This is a genomic window from Vibrio sp. B7 (assembly GCF_963888765.1).
GTDB classification, from domain to species: Bacteria; Pseudomonadota; Gammaproteobacteria; order Enterobacterales; family Vibrionaceae; genus Vibrio; species Vibrio anguillarum.
Genome location: NZ_CAWPKR010000039.1, coordinates 142,791 through 162,303, shown reverse-complemented (window position 1 = coordinate 162,303; position 19,513 = coordinate 142,791). Strand labels below are relative to the sequence as shown.

The window sequence follows — 19,513 nt, the reverse complement described above, 5'->3', positions numbered from 1 at the left end:
TTTCTTCTGAGTGACGATCGTTATGCCTGACAAATTCAACATGCAGTCACCGCCCTTTGACCGCTTAACATTGCCGCAGCAACAGCGACTTCGCTCATCCTTGGATGTGGCGTATTTTCGTAGCAACGATCTGCTGCAGGCCAGTGACAGAGCCAGCTTGTATCTGCACGTACTGATCAAAGGCGCGGTCGAAGAACGCTCGCCAGATGGCAAAGAGATTTTTGCTCACTACGCCAACGATGACATGTTTGATGTACGCGCACTGTTTGAAGAAAAAGCCAAGCATCAGTACGTGGCGCTGGAAGATACCTTAAGCTATCTGCTGCCGAAAGCCGTCTTTCTCGAACTGTATAACGACAACGGCCAGTTCGCCGCCTACTTCGACAATAACCTTGCCAAACGCCAAGCTCTGCTTGATGTGGCACATCAGCAGAAGAATTTAGCCGAATTTATTTTAACTAAGGTTGATGACTCGATTTACCATCCACCGATGATTTTAAACCCAGATCAACCGCTCAACCAAGTGACACAGCAATTACGCGATAACGGAGTTGATGCGGCCTTAGTTCGTCTTGCTGAGCATGATCAACGCTTAATCGAAAACCCCAGTGCGCACCCCTATGCTATCGTCACGCGTACCAATATGCTTCATTCCGTTATGCTCGATAACCATCCGCTCGATACCCCTGTTGGGGAAATTGCTACCTTTCCTGTGCTGCACATCAACGATGGCGATTTTCTGTTTAATGCGATGATCGCCATGACGCGCAACCGCATAAAACGAGTGATGGTGTGTGATGGCCATCAAGCCGTTGGCATGCTGGACATGACACAAATTCTCAGTGCTTTCTCCACTCATTCTCACGTGCTGACATTAAGTATTGCTCGCGCCAACTGCGTGGAAGAGTTAGCTCTCGCCTCCAACAAACAGCGGCAACTGGTTGAAAGCCTAATCAACAATGGCATTCGCACTCGTTTTATTATGGAGCTGATTTCAGCAGTCAATGAACAGATCATCGAAAAAGCCTTTCATTTGGTTGTGCCGCCCGCGCTGCATGATCACTGCTGCTTGATCGTACTCGGCTCCGAAGGCCGTGGAGAGCAGATCCTCAAAACCGACCAAGATAACGCGCTGATCATCAAAGATGGCTTGCAGTGGCATCAAATGGGTGTGGTCATGAACACGCTCACCCACACCTTACAGCAGCTCGGCTATCCACTTTGTCCGGGCAATGTGATGGTCAATAATCCCAAATGGGTTAAAAGCCAAACTGAGTGGAAAACAACGCTTAGCCAATGGGTGAAAGCGGCCAAACCCGAGCAAGTGATGGACATTGCGATCATGGCCGACGCACACGCAGTTGCGGGCAACAAACACTTATTGGCCCCTATTAAACAGCACCTGAGCCATTTAATGGCCGACCAAGAATTGATTTTGATGGAGTTTACTCGCCCCGCGCTGAGCTTTTCTGTGCCGCTCACGCTGTTTGGCACCGTAAAACACTCCAAATCTGGCTTAGATATTAAACAAGGTGGCATTTTCCCGATTGTGCATGGCATTCGCGCCCTAAGCCTTGAACATCAAGTTCAACAAAACAACACCTTTGAACGCATCGAGGCGCTAGTAGAGCAACGGGTTTTGGAAAAAGAAACCGCCGATAATCTCAGTGAAGCACTCAAGCAGTTCTTTAAATTGCGCTTAGCTCAGCAATTGAGCAATCAACACAGCACCAATAAACTCGATTTAAAACAGCTCGACCGAACCGAGCGTGACCTGCTCAGGCACAGTTTACACGTGGTGAAAAAATTCAAGCAGTGGCTTGGCTATCACTATCAAATTCGCGAATAGTGGAGTCTGAAAATTGAATTGGTTTACACGCCATTATTGGTTTCACAAACTAAAAGACTCGCCTTATCAGCCGCTGTTTGCAACGCCGATGCAAGGGGAATATGTGTCGCTCGATTGCGAAACCACCAGCCTTGACCCGAATCGCGCCGAGTTAGTGACGATTGCCGCCACCAAAATTATCGACAACCGTATTTTAACCAGCCAGCCATTTGAAGTGCGTTTGAGCGCGCCACAATCGCTCGACTCGGGTTCAGTCAAAATCCACAAAATTCGCCATCAAGATCTGGTCGATGGCATCGACGAGCAAGAGGCCATCACTCACCTATTAGACTTTATCGGCAACCGACCTTTAGTGGGCTATCACATTCGTTATGACAAAAAAATCCTCGACCTCGCTTGTCGGCGACATTTAGGCTTTCCACTGCCCAATGCTCTCATCGAAGTAAGTCAGATCTATCATGATCAGTTAGAGAGAATGCTGCCGAATGCGTACATCGACCTCAGCTTAGAGGCGATTTGTCGCCATCTCGACTTGCCGATGCAGGATAAACACGACGCGTTGCAAGATGCCATCGCCGCGGCATTAGTGTTTGTGCGCTTGACCAAAGGTGATCTGCCTCCCTTCGTTGCACCTTACTCGCGCTAGCACTTACCCCACACTCATCCTAAAGTCTAATTGTAGAAAATCGCACTCTGACTGACAGTTACCCACATACAGATTTTCCTTTCAGCGCAATTTGATCGCCAATCAACAGGGAAATTGTTCGAATTCACAAGGAGAAAAGCAATGAGTGAAGCCCACGTTTATCCGGTAAAAGAGAACATTAAAGCCAAAACACATGCGGATAATGACACTTACCTAGCGATGTACCAACAATCAGTGACCGACCCAGAAGGCTTCTGGAGTGAACACGGCAAGATTGTGGATTGGATTAAGCCTTTCACTCAAGTGAAACAAACCTCGTTTGATACTGGCCATGTAGATATTCGCTGGTTTGAAGATGGCACATTAAACGTCTCTGCTAACTGCATCGATCGCCACCTTGCCACTCGTGGTGATGAAGTGGCGATTATCTGGGAAGGTGACGATCCGGCTGACGATAAAACCCTCACCTTTAAAGAACTCCATCAACAAGTGTGTCGCTTTTCTAATGTGTTAAAAGATCAAGGAGTACGCAAAGGAGATGTGGTCTGTCTTTACATGCCTATGGTGCCAGAAGCAGCCGTTGCCATGCTCGCTTGTACCCGAATAGGTGCAGTGCATACTGTGGTGTTTGGAGGCTTTTCACCAGAAGCCCTTTCCGGTCGCATCATTGATTCCGATTCCAAAATAGTCATCACTGCCGACGAAGGTGTACGTGGCGGTCGCGCAGTGCCCTTGAAGAAAAACGTCGATGAAGCCTTGACCCACCCTGAAGTGAAAAACATCAGCAAAGTGATCGTCTTTAAACGCACTGGTGGCCAAATTGACTGGCACGAACATCGTGATGTGTGGTGGCATGAAGCAACCGCAAAAGCTTCCGACCACTGCCCAGCCGAAGCCATGAAAGCGGAAGATCCCCTCTTCATCCTCTATACCTCGGGTTCAACGGGTAAACCCAAAGGTGTGCTGCACACAACCGGTGGCTACCTTGTTTACGCGGCGATGACCTTCAAATATGTGTTTGACTATCAACCGGGCGAAGTGTTTTGGTGTACCGCCGATGTGGGCTGGATCACTGGCCACACCTACTTGGTTTACGGTCCTTTGGCCAATGGTGCAAAAACCGTTCTGTTTGAAGGGGTTCCCAACTACCCAGACACCAACCGCATGAGTCAAGTGGTGGATAAACACCAAGTCAACATTCTTTACACTGCGCCGACCGCTATTCGCGCCTTGATGGCGAAAGGCAATGAAGCCGTCAAAGAGACGTCACGCACCAGTTTGCGCATTATGGGTTCGGTGGGAGAACCAATTAACCCAGAAGCGTGGGAGTGGTACTACAAAACCATCGGTAACGAAAAATCACCGATTGTCGATACATGGTGGCAAACCGAAACGGGTGGCATTTTAATTACGCCACTGCCGGGCGCGACGGCACTTAAACCAGGTTCGGCCACACGACCATTTTTTGGCGTGCAACCAGCCTTGGTCGATAACATGGGCAACATCATTGAAGGAGCTGCCGAAGGTAACTTGGTTATTTTAGATTCATGGCCGGGCCAAATGCGCACCGTTTATGGCGATCATGACCGTTTTGAACAAACCTACTTCTCAACCTTCAAAGGTATGTATTTCACCAGTGATGGCGCACGCCGCGATGAGGATGGCTACTACTGGATAACGGGCCGCGTGGATGACGTGTTAAACGTTTCTGGCCACCGCATGGGCACCGCGGAAATTGAATCAGCTTTGGTTGCTTTTGATAAAATTGCAGAAGCGGCAATTGTCGGCGTGCCACACGATATTAAAGGCCAAGCCATTTATGCTTACATCACCTTAAATGATGGCGTCTACCCCAGTGCCGAGTTGCACAAAGAGGTCAAAGATTGGGTACGAAAAGAGATTGGCCCAATTGCAACTCCCGATGTACTGCACTGGACCGATTCACTGCCCAAAACCCGTTCTGGCAAAATCATGCGCCGTATTTTGCGTAAAATCGCCACCGGCGACACCAGCAATTTGGGCGATACCTCAACACTGGCCGATCCTAGCGTAGTGGATAAATTGATCGCCGAAAAAGCAGAATTGTCTTAACGCTAACGATTCTACCTGCCGCGAGGCATTGAGATGATTAAGCCGTCACACTTGTGGCGGCTTTTTCTTTCCCTCTCAGTTCTTCTCATTCTGTTAACTCGGTTGCAGAATTAAATGAGTAAACTATCTGATAAGACCAGTAAATTGCTGCCATTTGCGCTGAATTAGCTATAATCTTGGGCAATTTCTTAAATTCAGGGAATTTTTGACGAAAAATTCACTCTGACCTAAGAATAATATGGGAATATTAATATTCGTTTCACGATATAGGGAGATGTCGACACAATGACTGCTAAATCTCGCATTCTGGTCTTAAATGGGCCAAACCTTAACCTGTTAGGGCTACGTGAACCTGCACATTATGGTTCTGACACCTTAGCGCACATTGTCGAGACATTACGCGAACAAGCGCAAAAAGCAGATATTGAGTTAGAACATCTTCAATCGAACCGCGAATATGAGCTGATCGAAGCCATCCATGCCGCTTACGGCAAGGTCGACTTCATCATCATTAATCCCGCCGCATTGACGCACACCAGTGTGGCACTGCGCGATGCGTTATTGGGTGTCGCCATCCCATTTATTGAAGTGCATCTATCCAACGTTCACGCACGTGAACCTTTTCGCCACCACTCCTATCTGTCGGATAAGGCGCAAGGGGTGATTTGCGGGTTAGGTGCACAAGGTTATGAATTTGCTCTTGCAGCCGCCATAAAAGCGCTACAGGCAAAATAACCCACAGACGATCAACGATAAACAAACACTCTACGGCCCAACCTTAAGGGCTGACGTATTCACAAGATAAAGAGAAAGAAAAGATGGATATTCGTAAAATCAAGAAGCTTATCGAACTGGTAGAAGAATCTGGCATTTCTGAACTAGAAATCTCTGAAGGTGAAGAATCGGTACGCATCAGTCGTAACACTGCGCCAGTACAGATGGCTCAGATGCATTACGCTGCACCAGCGCCAGCACAACAAGCCGCGCCAGTCGCTGCCCCTGCGCCAACGGCTGAAGCCGCCGCGCCTGTAGCGCCAAAAGGTCACCAAGTGCTTTCGCCAATGGTCGGTACTTTCTACCGCTCACCAAGTCCAGATTCAAAAGCGTTCATCGAAGTCGGTCAAAGTGTTTCAGTCGGTGACACACTATGCATCGTTGAAGCGATGAAAATGATGAACCAAATCGAAGCCGATAAAGCAGGTATCGTTACGGCAATCCTACTTGAAGACGGCCAGACCGTTGAATTCGACCAACCGCTTGTTGTTATCGAATAATCGAGGTTTGCTTTATGTTAGATAAATTAGTCATCGCGAATCGAGGTGAAATTGCACTTCGTATTCTGCGCGCATGTAAAGAGCTTGGCATCAAAACTGTTGCCGTGCACTCCACTGCCGATCGTGATTTAAAACACGTACTGCTGGCCGACGAAACCATCTGTATTGGCCCAGCACGTGGTATTGACAGCTACTTAAACATTCCACGCATTATTTCTGCAGCAGAAGTAACTGGCGCAGTAGCAATTCACCCCGGTTACGGTTTTCTTTCTGAAAACGCCGACTTTGCTGAACAAGTCGAGCGTTCAGGCTTCATTTTTGTTGGCCCGAAAGCCGATACTATTCGCATGATGGGTGACAAAGTGTCAGCAATCAGCGCAATGAAAAAAGCGGGCGTTCCTTGTGTGCCGGGTTCTGACGGCCCACTGGATGGCGATGAAGTCAAAAACAAAGCTCATGCGAAACGCATTGGCTACCCTGTGATCATCAAAGCTTCTGGCGGCGGCGGCGGTCGTGGTATGCGCGTGGTTCGTAGCGAAAATGAACTGACCCAAGCGATCGCAATGACACGTGCCGAAGCCAAAGCGGCGTTCAACAATGACATGGTTTACATGGAAAAATTCCTAGAAAACCCACGTCACGTTGAAGTACAAATTATTGCGGATGGTCAAGGTGGCGCTATTCACCTTGGTGAACGTGACTGCTCAATGCAGCGTCGTCACCAAAAAGTGGTTGAAGAAGCTCCTGCACCAGGCATTACCGAAGAGATGCGTAAATACATCGGTGAACGTTGTACACGCGCTTGTCTCGAAATTGGCTATCGCGGTGCCGGTACGTTTGAGTTCCTATACGAAAACGGCGAGTTCTACTTCATTGAGATGAACACGCGTATTCAAGTTGAGCACCCAGTCACCGAAATGGTCACTGGCGTTGATCTCATCAAAGAACAGCTTCGCGTCGCCGCAGGTCAACCACTGTCGTTTACCCAAGATGACATAAAGATCCGTGGCCATGCAATTGAATGCCGTATCAACGCGGAAGATCCGGTTCGTTTCCTCCCTTCACCGGGCAAAATTGAACGTTTTCACGCGCCGGGCGGTATGGGCGTTCGTTGGGAATCGCACATTTATGCTGGCTACACAGTGCCTCCGCATTACGATTCAATGATCGGCAAGCTCATCACTTACGGTGAAAACCGTGACGTGGCGATTGCGCGCATGAAAAATGCGTTAAACGAAATGATCGTCGATGGCATTAAAACCAATATCACCTTGCAGCAATCGATCATGCAAGATGAGAACTTCCAACACGGTGGAGCGAACATCCACTACCTTGAGAAGAAATTGGGTTTACAGCACTAATTTTCGCGTCGCGAGAGACCAAATGCTCACTTCGGTGAGCATTTTTGTTTTCGGCAGCCGAGTCAGTTTCTGCTAAACTCTGCGCCAACTGACGACATAACAGAGCAACTGACATGCCTTGGATTCAAATTAAACTGAACGCAACTAACGCCAATGCCGAGCCAATTGGCGACATGCTGATGGAAGAGACGGGCGCAGTATCCGTCACTTTTCTTGATGCTCACGACACCCCTGTTTTTGAACCGCTTCCGGGCGAAACTCGCCTTTGGGGCGATACCGACGTGCTAGCGCTATATGATGCCGAAGCCGATAGCGCATGGATCATTGACCAAATTCGCTCAAGCAAACTGCTGAGTGATGACTTTGCCTACAAAGTTGAACAGCTCGAAGATAAAGACTGGGAACGAGAATGGATGGACAACTTCCACCCGATGAAATTTGGTCAACGTTTGTGGATTTGCCCAAGCTGGCGTGAAATCCCAGAACCTGACGCTGTCAACGTAATGCTCGACCCGGGCCTTGCATTCGGTACAGGGACTCACCCGACGACCGCATTATGTTTAGAGTGGCTCGAAGGGCTCGATCTGACAGGCAAAACCGTCATCGATTTTGGTTGTGGTTCAGGCATCTTAGCCATTGCGGCGATCAAATTGGGCGCAGCCAAAGTCGTCGGTATTGATATCGACCCACAAGCGCTGCTTGCTTCTAACGACAACGCAGGACGCAATGGCGTAGCTGACCAACTTGAAGTGTATTTGCCACAAGATCAACCTGAAGGCTTAATCGCTGACGTGGTTGTGGCCAACATTTTGGCCGGCCCACTGCGTGACCTGAATGGTGTGATCAAAGGGTTACTTAAGCCCAATGGCCAACTTGCGATGTCCGGTGTTTTGGACACTCAAGCCGAAGAAGTTGCCAACCATTATCGTGACGAGCTTCACATTGACCCGATAATTGAGCTCAATGAGTGGTGCCGCATCTCGGGTCGCAAGCAAGGCTAGATAAGACTTTGCGTGCTAATAGACTGTATTTTATACGATTTACTAAAACAAATTGTAAATGCTCAAATATTAGTCTTTTCACGCAGTAAAAAAATGCGTAAAATGCGCGCCCTTGCTGGTACAGAACTGTGATGACGTTTTGAAAATCGGAAACTATCAACTTAAGAACAATCTTATCGTTGCCCCTATGGCAGGAGTAACTGACAGACCATTTCGAGAGTTGTGTCTTCGCTATGGAGCAGGCATGGCCGTCAGTGAAATGATGTCCTCTAATCCTGCTCTATGGAATACGTCAAAGTCGATGCAACGTATGGTACATGAGGGCGAATCGGGCATTCGCTCGGTACAAATTGCGGGAGCCGACCCACAGCTTATGGCCGATGCAGCCCAATTTAGTGTTGAGAACGGTGCTCAGATCATCGACATCAACATGGGTTGCCCAGCAAAAAAGGTGAATAAAAAGCTGGCGGGTTCAGCCTTACTCCAATTTCCGGAGACGATTGAACAGATCTTGAAAGCGGTGGTGAACGCCGTTGATGTCCCCGTGACATTAAAGACCCGTACTGGCTGGGACACGGACAACAAAAACTGTGTCTACATCGCTAAATTAGCCGAAGACTGCGGCATACAAGCTTTAGCCCTGCATGGCAGAACCAAAGCGTGTATGTACAAAGGCGAGGCCGAATACGACAGCATTAAAGCGGTGAAAAACGCCATCTCTATTCCGGTTATTGCTAACGGTGATATCGATAGCCCAGAGAAGGCGAAATACGTGCTGGATTATACCGGCGCTGACGCTTTAATGATTGGACGCCCTGCCCAAGGTCGCCCGTGGATTTTCCAAGAAATCCAACACTATTTGGAAAACGGCACCACGATGTCTGAACTTCCGGCTGCGGAAGTGAAAGATATTATGCTTGGTCATGTACAGGCTCTCCACAGTTTCTATGGTGAGTATTTAGGCCCTCGCATCGCTCGTAAGCATGTGGGTTGGTATCTGAAAGAACATGAACAAGCGAGTGAGTTTCGCCGTACCTTCAACGCTATTGACGCAGCACCGCTGCAAATTGACGCGCTCGAAGGTTATTTTGATAACGTTGCATCATAATTAAGAGAAGAGCTAGACCGCATATGTTCGAACAAAACCTGACTTCAGAAGCTTTCACAGTAACAACCGTAACTTCACAAGATCAAATCACGCAAAAGCCACTACGTGATTCAGTTAAAGCATCTCTTAAAAACTACCTTGCGCAGTTAAACGGCCAAGAAGTGACAGAACTATACGAGTTAGTTCTTGCTGAAGTTGAACAGCCACTACTCGACACCATCATGCAGTACACTCGCGGTAACCAAACTCGCGCAGCGACCATGATGGGCATCAACCGCGGCACTCTTCGTAAGAAGCTAAAAAAATACGGCATGAACTAATCTAGCTACTGCACAAATCTAGCAACTAGATACCATCGCTTTTAAAACCGAGCCTCTGCGCTCGGTTTTTTCATTTTCACCCAACGGATAACTAAAATATCAACGGGCTGCTTTACTTTGCATTAATGCAATAAAGAGATCTGATTGTTTGAGCGGGCTCTCTCTTCTTCTGTTGTCGCATTTACGCGACCGCAACAAACTGGTTACATTGTGCATGTGATGGAAATTTACCGACCGATCCCCAAATCACTTGTCGTGAACAGTGCATACAATGAGTAAGGCTTTATCCCCCCAAAAATGGAGTGACTAAGATGAGCTCGGCGACGCAACAATCTAAACACCAAGTCAAATGGGCCTATAATGATAAAACCACTCGGAAGATTGACAAGGAGTGACGTCAATGAGCTTACTGAACTTGCGCCAGACCAAAATTAGAACGCGTTTATACCTGCTGACCACGGTCACCACACTGCTACTGTTGATCCCATTTGTCTCCATGCTCAATAGTTATCAACACGATTTAATGCAATCAAAACAGACAAAAACTCGCCACATCGTCGAAACAGGATACGGCGTATTAAGTTACTTCCACCAATTACAAATCGATGGCACCTTGTCCGAGCAGCAAGCACAGACTCAAGCCAAACAAGCCATCGCGAAACTGCGCTACGAGGCTGATGATTATTTTTGGATCAACGACCTTCAGCCAAGTATGATCATGCACCCAATGAAGCCCCAATTGGACGGCAAAGATCTCTCCAATGCCGTAGACCCGACCGGAAAAAAACTGTTTGTAGAATTTACTAAAGTCGCTAAACAGCAGGGTGAAGGCTTTGTCGACTATATGTGGCCCAAACCAGGTTCTAGCGTCGATGTGGGTAAAATCTCTTATGTAAAATTATTTAAACCTTGGGGTTGGATCCTCGGTTCTGGAGTCTACATCGACGATGTCAATGCGTTGATTTGGCAACGCCTACAATCGATATTGCTCATTCTTAGCCTCGTTATTATTGTGATGCTGATTCTTTCAGTAGTGATAGGAAATAGCATCACTAAACCGTGTGAAGAAACCAAACAGGCACTCGAAGAAATCGCCAAAGGCGACGGTGATTTAACCAAACAGCTCTCGGTGCAAGGTAGTGATGAGCTGTCACACATAGCGCAAGCCTTCAATGAGTTCACAGAGAAGATTCGTCATACCATTACCAATATCACACCGATCACCGACAATGTTAACCACTCGGCAAATGAGCTTACTCAACTCTCACAACATGCCTCAATCAAAGCCTTAGAGCAGCAGCAATCCGTCGATACAGTCGCATCAGCAATGAACGAACTGCATGCGAGCAATCAAGAAGTGGCTAATGCGGCGAGTAGTGCCGCGAAAGCCGCGCATACGGCCAGCAGCAAAGGCAAAGAAGGCAGCTCGGTGATTGGCAAAGCTTCTGATTTTATGGACTCCCTGTCTGCACTACTGACCACCACTGACACCACCACTAAAAACCTCGCCAAAGAGACACAAGATGTAGGAGCGATACTGGCGGTCATCCAAGGGATAGCTGAACAAACCAACTTATTGGCCCTGAATGCGGCGATTGAAGCAGCACGTGCTGGTGAACAAGGGCGAGGCTTTGCGGTCGTCGCGGATGAAGTACGGGCGCTGGCAACGCGTACTCAAACCAGCACCAACGAGATAGAGCAGATAATCAATAGATTACAGGCTCGCGCAAAAGAGCTGGGAGAATTTATGGCTCAAACGCAGCAACAATCAACCGCCACACAGCAACAAGCCGTTTTAGCGCAGCAAGTGCTCAATGAGATCGACGAGCAAGTAAAACAGATTCTCTCACTCAATGAACATATTGCTGAGGCAAGCGCCCAGCAAACCACCGCTACAGAAGAGATTAATCGCAATCTGACTCATATTGCCGAGCACAGCTCCCAAGCTGCAGCCCAAGCCGATCAAGTGTCGACAGCCAGTCAATATCTCTCAGACAGCGGCCAACAACTGAAACAGAGCATTAGCCATTTTAAAGTGTGAGCAACTCACGCCTTATCGGCTGATGAGATCACTCCAATGCAGCTAAAATTGAGCAGTGGCTGGCGTTGTCGTCTATATGACCGCAGCACGCATCGTTGATTTTTTTTAGCGCTTGACGAATCGCCGTTAACTCGGCGATTTTTTGATCAATCACCACCAGCTTAGCGCTGGTGATCGATTTCACTTCCGCACAGCTGTGTTCGGTCGCTTCCAGCTTTATTTCCAGTAACTCTTTAATCTCATCCAAACTGAGCCCTAGCTCTTTGGCTTTGAGAATAAAACTCACCTGCTGCTGATTTTTTTGATTATATAAACGATAACCAGACTCACTGCGCCCCGCCGGTTTTATTAGCGCATTTTTTTCATAAAAACGCAGCGTATCGGTTGAAACTTTACAGCGTTTGGCGAGCTCTCCAATTTGAAACATCTCATTCTCCTTTAACGTTTTTATTACGTTTGATACCCAATATCACCATTTTTATAAAAAATTTTGCGATGCCAAACGATTGCGCGAGCTTTTTGATGATTGTTTGGTTAGAATGTGCGCCATCAAATTTCCTATTAACTCCATGATTTGAGGAAGACCGAAGCATGAATAACGCTCGTCCTATTCACCGCGCATTGATCAGCGTATCAGACAAAACCGGCATTGTTGAGTTCGCTCAAGCTCTCGCGAAGCGCGGTGTCGATATTCTTTCTACTGGTGGCACCGCTCGCTTATTAGCAGACCAAGGTATTGCTGTTACAGAAGTTTCTGACTACACCGGTTTTCCTGAGATGATGGACGGTCGCGTAAAAACATTGCACCCGAAAGTACACGGTGGCGTGCTGGGCCGCCGCGGTCAAGATGACGACATCATGCAACAACACGGTATTAAGCCGATTGATATGGTAGTCGTCAACCTTTACCCGTTTGCCGAAACCGTTGCTAAAGCAGGTTGTACCCTAGCTGATGCGGTAGAAAATATCGACATTGGTGGGCCAACTATGGTGCGTTCTGCGGCGAAAAACCACAAAGATGTGACTATAGTGGTGAATGCACATGACTACGACCGTGTCATTGCCGAGATGGATGCGAACGACCATTCGCTAACACTCGAAACACGTTTTGACCTTGCGATTGCCGCTTTTGAACACACCGCCGCTTACGATGGCATGATCGCCAACTACTTCGGCACTATGGTTCCGTCTTACGGAGCCTCTTTACTTGATGAAGAAGGAAAGAAGGCTGATGAAGAGAGCAAATTCCCGCGCACCTTCAACCAACAATTCCTGAAAAAACAAGACATGCGTTACGGTGAGAACAGTCACCAAGCGGCCGCTTTCTACATTGAAGCCAACCCAGAGGAAGCGTCAGTCTCTACTGCACGCCAACTCCAAGGTAAAGCGCTCTCTTACAACAACATCGCCGATACCGACGCCGCTCTTGAGTGTGTGAAAGAGTTCGCTGAGCCAGCGTGTGTGATTGTCAAACACGCCAACCCATGCGGCGTTGCCTTGGGCAGCGATATTCTTCAAGCCTACAACCGCGCTTACCAAACCGACCCAACTTCTGCCTTTGGTGGCATCATCGCTTTTAACCGCGAGCTAGACGCACAAACCGCAGCGGCGATTGTTGAGCGCCAGTTTGTTGAAGTGATCATCGCACCAACTGTTTCAGCGGAAGCGATTGAAGTGGTTGCGGCGAAGAAAAACGTGCGCCTGCTTGAGTGCGGTGAGTGGTCAGCGAAAACCACGGGCTTTGACGTGAAACGCGTCAATGGTGGCTTGCTAGTGCAAGATCGCGATCAAGGCATGGTTAGCCTTGATGATCTCAAAATCGTAACCAAGCGCCAGCCGAGTGAAGAAGAGATCAAAGATGCTCTTTTCTGCTGGAAAGTGGCTAAGTACGTCAAATCAAACGCGATTGTTTACTCAAAAGGTGACATGACTGTTGGCGTGGGCGCAGGCCAAATGAGCCGCGTTTATTCAGCCAAAATTGCGGGCATTAAAGCGGCCGATGAAGGCTTGCAAGTCGAAGGATGTGTGATGGCTTCTGATGCCTTCTTCCCGTTCCGTGACGGCATTGATGCCGCAGCGCAAGCGGGCATCAAGTGTGTGGTTCAACCGGGCGGTTCGATGCGTGATGACGAAGTGATTGCCGCCGCCGATGAACACGGCATGGCGATGATCTTTACTGGTATGCGTCACTTCCGTCACTAAAAACCTTACCCCACCCTAGCCCTCCCCTAGAAGGGGAGGGAATAGAAACCAAGTGACCTTACTTCCCTTTTAGGGGAGGGAGAATAGAACGAAGTGACCTCACCTAACTTTTAGGAAGAGGTATTGCTCTCCAAGTTCCTTCCCTTCAAGGGGAGATATTGTCATCTAAGTTCCTCCCCCTTTAAGGGGGGAGGTTAGGAGGGGGTAAATGGCAACAAACAAACTCTATACGTTAAAGGATACTCATAGATGAACATTCTGATTATAGGTGCTGGCGGTCGTGAGCACGCTCTGGGTTGGAAAGTCGCTCAAAACCCAAATGTTAAAACTGTCTTTGTTGCTCCGGGTAATGCGGGCACAGCGCTTGAGCCTAGACTTGAGAACGTCAACATTGCAGTGGAAGACATTACTGGTTTGGTCGCTTTTGCTCAAGAAAAACGTATTGAACTGACCATTGTTGGCCCAGAAACACCCTTAGTGCTTGGCGTGGTGGATGCTTTCCGTAAGGCGGATTTACCCATCTTTGGCCCGACGCAAGCAGCAGCACAGCTCGAAGGCTCTAAAGCGTTCACCAAAGATTTCTTAGCTCGTCATCATATTCCTACTGGGGCTTACGCTAATTTCACAGAAATTGAACCTGCTTTGGCATACGTCCGCCAGCAAGGCGCGCCGATTGTGGTCAAAGCCGATGGCCTTGCCGCTGGCAAAGGGGTCATTGTGGCGATGACGCTGCAAGAGGCTGAAGACGCGATTCAAGATATGCTCGCAGGCAATACCTTTGGCGATGCAGGCAGCCGCGTGGTGATTGAAGAGTTCTTAGATGGAGAAGAAGCGAGCTTCATTGTCATGGTCGATGGCGTAAATGTTCTCCCTATGGCCACCAGCCAAGATCATAAACGCGTCGGTGATAAAGACACTGGCCCCAATACTGGCGGCATGGGCGCTTACTCGCCAGCTCCGGTGGTCACGCCCGAGATCCATGAGCGCGTGATGCAAGAGGTGATTTATCCAACGGTGCGCGGTATGGCGGCAGAAGGCAACCCTTACACAGGTTTTCTGTACGCTGGGCTGATGATTGACGCACAAGGCACACCGAAAGTGATTGAGTACAACTGCCGCTTTGGTGACCCTGAAACTCAGCCGATCATGATGCGGATGCAATCGGATTTGGTCGAACTCTGCTTTGCCGCACTGGAAGGCAAACTCGATCAAGTGGAGTCAAAATGGGACCCACGCGCTTCTATCGGTATTGTTTTGGCCGCTGGCGGTTACCCTGCCGACTACGCGAAAGGGGATGTTATTTCTGGCTTACCAACGCAAGAAGTCGCAGGTGAGAAAATCTTCCACGCAGGCACAAGCGACCAAGCTGGAGAAGTCATCACCAACGGTGGTCGCGTGTTATGCGCAACCGCACTGGGTAACACGGTTTCACAAGCGCAGCAGCGCGCTTACCAATTAGCCAAACAGGTCAACTGGGATGGCATATTCTATCGCAGCGATATTGGCTACCGCGCGATAGCTCGTGAACAACAGACAACAAAATAACAACGACAAAGCTAGGTTATGATCCAATAAGGCGCTCATTGAGCGCCTTATTTTTATACTTCATGTTCATACTTCTGTATTAGCTTGGTGCTAAACCCACTTCGAGATGAACTTAATCATCACTTCAACAATTGCGGTTTGTCGACACAGCCATGATTCTCATCAGCAAGCATTAATAGCTCTTCAATATAGACACGGTTATTGCGGATTTTACCTAAAAATGCGATGTAGTTATCCAATGATGCTAAACGACTGACCACAAAACTGGGCAGCGTTTGGTTAAATTCCATCTGCGTGTATTCATGACCCGTGCAGGTTTCAAACACTTCGCCATCCCACACCCCTTGGATCAGTTCTAACCCTTGGTTGTCTTTATTTTTGGTTTCTGAGATCAGGTATTGTGCTTGTTGCAGGTAATGGGAAAGCTGCTCTTCATCGAGTGGCAGTATTTTTCCATCGACACGGTATTGTTGATAAATGGCCTCACCAGCGTCATTAAAACGTAAGTGAACCGAATAAGGTACGAGCGATTTTTTTTGTAGCTGCTCACCTTCGCGCTTGAGCTCTCTTAATGTCCCTTCATCCCAGCGATAATTGGTTTTATACCAACCATAATCACCTGATGCGACATAATCGGCGGCGCTGTTTGGAGAGGCTGAGCGCTCGATATACCAATAAAAACTGGTGGCATCACCCATGGTTTGCCCACTGGTATAATTGGAATATTGTTCGAGACTAGGCGTATGGCTAGAGGAAGAGCATCCCACTAAGACTAGGGGAAATAGAATGGATAAAAGAATTTTTTTCATGGGAGAAATCTACGCCGAGAGAGTATCTCGGCGTAGTATAAATTATTTCACTGAATCTTTCAGTGCTTTACCGGCTACAAATGCTGGAACGTTAGCTGCTGCGATTTGAATCTCAGCACCTGTTTTAGGGTTACGGCCAGTACGCGCTGCACGGTGGTTTACTTTGAATGTACCAAAACCAATTAGTTGAACTTGGTCACCCTCTTTGAGAGCGCCTTCAACTGCGCCTAAAGTCGCTTCAAGAGCAGCTTTTGCTTGTGCTTTAGATAAGTCTGCTTTTTCAGCGATAAAGTCGATTAATTGGGTCTTGTTCATTAGGTTTCCCTTCTCATGTGTTATCGAATTGACCTCACTCTAAAACATAAAGCCCCCGTCTGGCAAAGGTTTGTCGCTGATCTTTTGTCTCTATGCCGCACTTTTAACCACAATATGAGCAATAACTCACAATTTGTTACTGATTGACAAAGAATATCCGCTTGTTTTTGACGCTGTAAGCCCTTATTTATAGCGTACTTATGCTTGGATACCTGATATTTCAGGTCACTTAAGCGACCTAATATATCAGTGCAATCCTGCCCAGGCAGAGCAAATGCCACATACGCCAACGGTCTATACCCAAACAACTTGAAGTTGCAGGTAGGCGGCAAGTAAGTTCATCCCCATGAGCATAGATAAACTATGTGATTGGGGTGAGCGAACGTAGCCAACACCGCTGCAGCTTCAAGTGGGAAGGGTATATTGGTATGAGGCAAACTCAACGCAGTATTGATTTGGTATAGATTAAAACTAAGGAACAATCATGTTTTTGCTTACGGTTTATATTGCCGTTGCCATCGGTGTCTCTTTTATCTGTTCGGTTCTTGAAGCTGTGCTACTGAGCATCACACCAAGCTACCTTGCTCAGTTGCGCCAAAATGCTCATCCTTCAGCTGATAAATTAAGCAAGCTCAAAGCGGACATTGACCGTCCCTTGGCATCGATTCTCACGCTCAACACCATTGCTCACACCATCGGTGCCGCCAGCGCAGGCGCACAAGCGGCGGTCGTATTTGGTAGCGAATGGCTCGGCGTATTTTCTGCGGTGCTAACTCTAGGCATTTTGGTATTGTCGGAAATCGTACCGAAAACCATTGGTGCGACCTATTGGCGTCAACTTGCGCCAGCTTCTGCGGTGGTTTTACGCTGGATGGTGTGGGCGCTGACACCTTTTGTCTGGTTTTCAGAGCAGATCACCAAACGCTTAGCGCGTCACCATGAAGCGCCCAAAATGCGTGATGAACTCTCCGCAATGGCCATGCTGGCCAATGAAAGCGGTGAGTTTGCCGATGGCGAATCAAAAATACTCAATAACTTGTTGGCTATCCAACACGTCCCAGTGACTCAAGTGATGACACCGCGCCCGGTTTTGTTTCGCGCCAGCGCGCAACTCACTATCGACGAGTTTCTCGTGCAACATAGAGATACGCCCTTCTCGCGTCCGCTTATTTATGGCGAAAGCAAAGAGGACATCATCGGTTTTGTGCATCGCTTAGAGCTATTTAAACTGCAAAAAAAGGGCCAAGGCAGTAAACGTTTAGAAGAAGTCATGAGGCCGCTTCATGCGCTGCTCAATAAAATGAGCTTATTAAAGGCCTTTGATCAAATGATGCAAAAACGGCTGCAATTGGCGTTAATCGTTGATGAATACGGCACAGTACAAGGCATTCTGACCTTAGAGGATATTTTTGAGTACCTACTGGGTGAAGAGATCATTGATGAAGCAGATAAAACCACCGACATGCAGCAGCTTGCTTACCAGCGCTGGGAGCGTTGGAAGAAAACACACGGCGTCATTGAAAACAGGGATGAGGAATAGAAAATAAAGGAAATAGAATGGAATCTAATCCTAAATCGACAAAAATGCGGCGTAGAACATTGCGTACTAACGCTACAGCATCAGAACAAAGTGTGTGGGCAAAGTTACGATGCCAACAACTAGGCACTAAATTTCGCCGTCAGTTTGGTATTGGTCCTTATATCGTGGATTTTTATGCGCCAAGTCATCGGCTGGTGATTGAAATCGATGGTGACTCTCATTTCAGCGAGTCTTCTTATATCTACGACCAAGCAAGAACTGATTATCTAGAGCAATTTGGCATTCGTGTTTTACGGTATACAAACGAGGAAGTACGAATACAACTTGATGATGTTGTTGAGGATATTTGTCGCTACTTAAACACCCCACCCTAACCCTCCCCTCAAAGGGGAGGGAATTTAAAAGCGATCACTGTAATCAGCACATTTCAGCACCCAAAACGAACATGCTTTTAGTCTCACCCCTTCAAGGGAGACGAGGCCGCTTTTAGCCCCCCTTCTAGAGGAAAGTTAGGTAGATGTACGGAATTTAAAAGCGATCACTGAAATCAGCACATTTCAGCACCCAAAACGAACATGTTTTTAGTCTCTCCCCTTTAAGGTAGACGAGAGCGCTTTTAGTCCCTCCCCTTCTAGAGGAAAGTTAGGTAGATGTACGGAATTTAAAAGCGATCACTGAAATCAGCACATTTCAGCACCCAAAACGAACATGCTTTTAGCCTCTCCCCTTCAAGGTAGACGAGAGTGCTTTTAGTCCCTCCCCCTTCTAGGGGGAGGTTAGGAGGGGGTGCACTACAAACTCACGCCAATGTTGCTCACGCCTTCGTCGCGTAGCTCTTGGCGTAGGTCTTTAATCAAATCAATATCTCGCTCTACGACTTCACGCAGAGGGCGGAAAATAGCCCACTGCACATCCCATTCGGCGCAGACCGCTTCATTTTGTTTTTGATTGTCGTTGGTGATCTCTTCGCCCGTTTGCGCTTCTTCTAACTGCGCCACTGTCAGCACCGACACCTGACTTATTTTTTGCATGTTTTCATACAGATAATCGCGATCAAGCAGGCCGTGAAGTAGGTGAGACAAAGCCACACACGCATCAATTGCTGGATACACAGCGTAAACATCAAAATCTTCTGAGCTTGGAATGATCTCTTCCAACTTCTCCAATTGGTTCTCGAAATTGATTTTGGCACTTTTTACCGTGAGCAATTCCCAAACACTGTCGAGAATATCTCGATATACTCGCGTGTGAGCAAATTCAGTATTGTCGCAAAACATGGCATAGTTCGGGTACATACGTTCACACAAACACGCCATAAAAGTAATTTGTTGCCAAGGTTCAAATTTCTCAAGACGAACCTGCAGAGGGTTTTGTAGCATAATCACTCAATCGCAGCAGAAAAAGACAGCGG

The 19,513-nt window shown here is 47.8% G+C and carries 18 protein-coding genes; 14 read left to right on the top strand and 4 right to left on the bottom strand.

The genetic code is table 11. The features are described from left to right. The first annotated feature begins 22 nt into the window (after positions 1-22). From AACV32_RS16660 to AACV32_RS16615, 10 genes are all read left to right on the top strand, one after another. Positions 23-1,849: a DUF294 nucleotidyltransferase-like domain-containing protein gene (locus AACV32_RS16660; protein ID WP_170895493.1), complete on the top strand. Its 1,827-nt coding sequence runs from the start codon at positions 23-25 to the stop codon at positions 1,847-1,849. A gap of 13 nt (positions 1,850-1,862) precedes the next feature. Next, complete coding sequence (locus AACV32_RS16655) at positions 1,863-2,495, top strand: 3'-5' exonuclease (RefSeq protein ID WP_026027882.1); 633 nt, start codon at positions 1,863-1,865, stop codon at positions 2,493-2,495. Between the two features lie 141 nt (positions 2,496-2,636). Continuing rightward, entirely contained in the window at positions 2,637-4,586 is a 1,950-nt protein-coding gene (gene acs / locus AACV32_RS16650; protein WP_026027881.1) for an acetate--CoA ligase, read from the top strand. Positions 4,587-4,871: 285 nt separating this feature from the next. Next, positions 4,872-5,321 carry a type II 3-dehydroquinate dehydratase gene (gene aroQ / locus AACV32_RS16645; RefSeq protein WP_013855811.1) on the top strand — a complete coding sequence of 150 codons (450 nt, stop codon included), beginning with the start codon at positions 4,872-4,874 and terminating at the stop codon, positions 5,319-5,321. 83 nt (positions 5,322-5,404) lie between these two features. Further along, positions 5,405-5,860, top strand: coding sequence for an acetyl-CoA carboxylase biotin carboxyl carrier protein (accB, locus tag AACV32_RS16640; RefSeq protein ID WP_013855810.1), 456 nt, complete (start codon positions 5,405-5,407; stop codon positions 5,858-5,860). Positions 5,861-5,874: 14 nt separating this feature from the next. Beyond that, positions 5,875-7,221 carry an acetyl-CoA carboxylase biotin carboxylase subunit gene (gene accC / locus AACV32_RS16635; RefSeq protein WP_013855809.1) on the top strand — a complete coding sequence of 449 codons (1,347 nt, stop codon included), beginning with the start codon at positions 5,875-5,877 and terminating at the stop codon, positions 7,219-7,221. A gap of 113 nt (positions 7,222-7,334) precedes the next feature. Next, positions 7,335-8,222 carry a 50S ribosomal protein L11 methyltransferase gene (prmA, locus tag AACV32_RS16630; RefSeq protein ID WP_013855808.1) on the top strand — a complete coding sequence of 296 codons (888 nt, stop codon included), beginning with the start codon at positions 7,335-7,337 and terminating at the stop codon, positions 8,220-8,222. Between the two features lie 139 nt (positions 8,223-8,361). Then, positions 8,362-9,330, top strand: coding sequence for a tRNA dihydrouridine synthase DusB (dusB, locus tag AACV32_RS16625; RefSeq protein ID WP_010320339.1), 969 nt, complete (start codon positions 8,362-8,364; stop codon positions 9,328-9,330). A gap of 23 nt (positions 9,331-9,353) precedes the next feature. Next, entirely contained in the window at positions 9,354-9,650 is a 297-nt protein-coding gene (fis, locus tag AACV32_RS16620) for a DNA-binding transcriptional regulator Fis (protein WP_010320338.1), read from the top strand. Positions 9,651-10,050: 400 nt separating this feature from the next. Beyond that, entirely contained in the window at positions 10,051-11,691 is a 1,641-nt protein-coding gene (locus AACV32_RS16615; protein ID WP_170895448.1) for a methyl-accepting chemotaxis protein, read from the top strand. A gap of 28 nt (positions 11,692-11,719) precedes the next feature. On the opposite strand, the gene zntR is transcribed toward AACV32_RS16615, so the two are convergent. After that, positions 11,720-12,118: a Zn(2+)-responsive transcriptional regulator gene (gene zntR, locus AACV32_RS16610; protein ID WP_017046798.1), complete on the bottom strand. Its 399-nt coding sequence runs from the start codon at positions 12,116-12,118 to the stop codon at positions 11,720-11,722. Positions 12,119-12,282: 164 nt separating this feature from the next. On the opposite strand from zntR, the gene purH reads away from it, so the two are divergent. Together purH and purD are read left to right on the top strand one after the other, a co-directional pair. Further along, the gene (gene purH / locus AACV32_RS16605; RefSeq protein WP_170895449.1) at positions 12,283-13,893 is read left to right on the top strand and encodes a bifunctional phosphoribosylaminoimidazolecarboxamide formyltransferase/IMP cyclohydrolase; all 1,611 of its coding nucleotides are present in this window, start codon (positions 12,283-12,285) and stop codon (positions 13,891-13,893) included. Between the two features lie 249 nt (positions 13,894-14,142). Further along, positions 14,143-15,438: a phosphoribosylamine--glycine ligase gene (purD, locus tag AACV32_RS16600; RefSeq protein WP_170895450.1), complete on the top strand. Its 1,296-nt coding sequence runs from the start codon at positions 14,143-14,145 to the stop codon at positions 15,436-15,438. Between the two features lie 119 nt (positions 15,439-15,557). Here the strand turns inward: purD and AACV32_RS16595 are convergent, their stop codons facing one another. Beyond that, on the bottom strand, positions 15,558-16,247 hold the full coding sequence (locus AACV32_RS16595) for a DUF1481 domain-containing protein (protein ID WP_017046802.1): 690 nt from the start codon (positions 16,245-16,247) through the stop codon (positions 15,558-15,560). 42 nt (positions 16,248-16,289) lie between these two features. Next, complete coding sequence (gene hupA, locus AACV32_RS16590) at positions 16,290-16,562, bottom strand: nucleoid-associated protein HU-alpha (RefSeq protein ID WP_010320328.1); 273 nt, start codon at positions 16,560-16,562, stop codon at positions 16,290-16,292. A 484-nt stretch (positions 16,563-17,046) separates the two neighbouring features. On the opposite strand from hupA, the gene AACV32_RS16585 reads away from it, so the two are divergent. Further along, complete coding sequence (locus AACV32_RS16585; protein ID WP_170895451.1) at positions 17,047-18,102, top strand: CNNM domain-containing protein; 1,056 nt, start codon at positions 17,047-17,049, stop codon at positions 18,100-18,102. Between the two features lie 17 nt (positions 18,103-18,119). Next, positions 18,120-18,476: an endonuclease domain-containing protein gene (locus AACV32_RS16580; protein WP_017042616.1), complete on the top strand. Its 357-nt coding sequence runs from the start codon at positions 18,120-18,122 to the stop codon at positions 18,474-18,476. Positions 18,477-18,893: 417 nt separating this feature from the next. Here AACV32_RS16580 and AACV32_RS16575 read toward each other — a convergent pair whose 3' ends face one another. Further along, positions 18,894-19,481 (bottom strand): YjaG family protein, encoded by a 588-nt coding sequence (locus AACV32_RS16575; RefSeq protein ID WP_170895452.1) that lies wholly within the window; start codon positions 19,479-19,481, stop codon positions 18,894-18,896. Between the last annotated feature and the right edge of the window lie 32 nt (positions 19,482-19,513).

Bases quoted from the DNA above. Each gene is read 5' to 3' on its own strand.
- accC (WP_013855809.1), top strand. From the start codon at position 5,875: ATGTTAGATAAATTAGTCATCGCGAATCGAGGTGAAATTGCACTTCGT.
- AACV32_RS16615 (WP_170895448.1), top strand. From the start codon at position 10,051: ATGAGCTTACTGAACTTGCGCCAGACCAAAATTAGAACGCGTTTATAC.
- fis (WP_010320338.1), top strand. From the start codon at position 9,354: ATGTTCGAACAAAACCTGACTTCAGAAGCTTTCACAGTAACAACCGTA.
- AACV32_RS16585 (WP_170895451.1), top strand. From the start codon at position 17,047: ATGTTTTTGCTTACGGTTTATATTGCCGTTGCCATCGGTGTCTCTTTT.
- AACV32_RS16660 (WP_170895493.1), top strand. From the start codon at position 23: ATGCCTGACAAATTCAACATGCAGTCACCGCCCTTTGACCGCTTAACA.
- purD (WP_170895450.1), top strand. From the start codon at position 14,143: ATGAACATTCTGATTATAGGTGCTGGCGGTCGTGAGCACGCTCTGGGT.
- AACV32_RS16575 (WP_170895452.1), bottom strand. From the start codon at position 19,481: ATGCTACAAAACCCTCTGCAGGTTCGTCTTGAGAAATTTGAACCTTGG.
- acs (WP_026027881.1), top strand. From the start codon at position 2,637: ATGAGTGAAGCCCACGTTTATCCGGTAAAAGAGAACATTAAAGCCAAA.
- hupA (WP_010320328.1), bottom strand. From the start codon at position 16,562: ATGAACAAGACCCAATTAATCGACTTTATCGCTGAAAAAGCAGACTTA.
- zntR (WP_017046798.1), bottom strand. From the start codon at position 12,118: ATGTTTCAAATTGGAGAGCTCGCCAAACGCTGTAAAGTTTCAACCGAT.
- prmA (WP_013855808.1), top strand. From the start codon at position 7,335: ATGCCTTGGATTCAAATTAAACTGAACGCAACTAACGCCAATGCCGAG.
- purH (WP_170895449.1), top strand. From the start codon at position 12,283: ATGAATAACGCTCGTCCTATTCACCGCGCATTGATCAGCGTATCAGAC.
- accB (WP_013855810.1), top strand. From the start codon at position 5,405: ATGGATATTCGTAAAATCAAGAAGCTTATCGAACTGGTAGAAGAATCT.
- AACV32_RS16580 (WP_017042616.1), top strand. From the start codon at position 18,120: ATGGAATCTAATCCTAAATCGACAAAAATGCGGCGTAGAACATTGCGT.
- AACV32_RS16595 (WP_017046802.1), bottom strand. From the start codon at position 16,247: ATGAAAAAAATTCTTTTATCCATTCTATTTCCCCTAGTCTTAGTGGGA.
- aroQ (WP_013855811.1), top strand. From the start codon at position 4,872: ATGACTGCTAAATCTCGCATTCTGGTCTTAAATGGGCCAAACCTTAAC.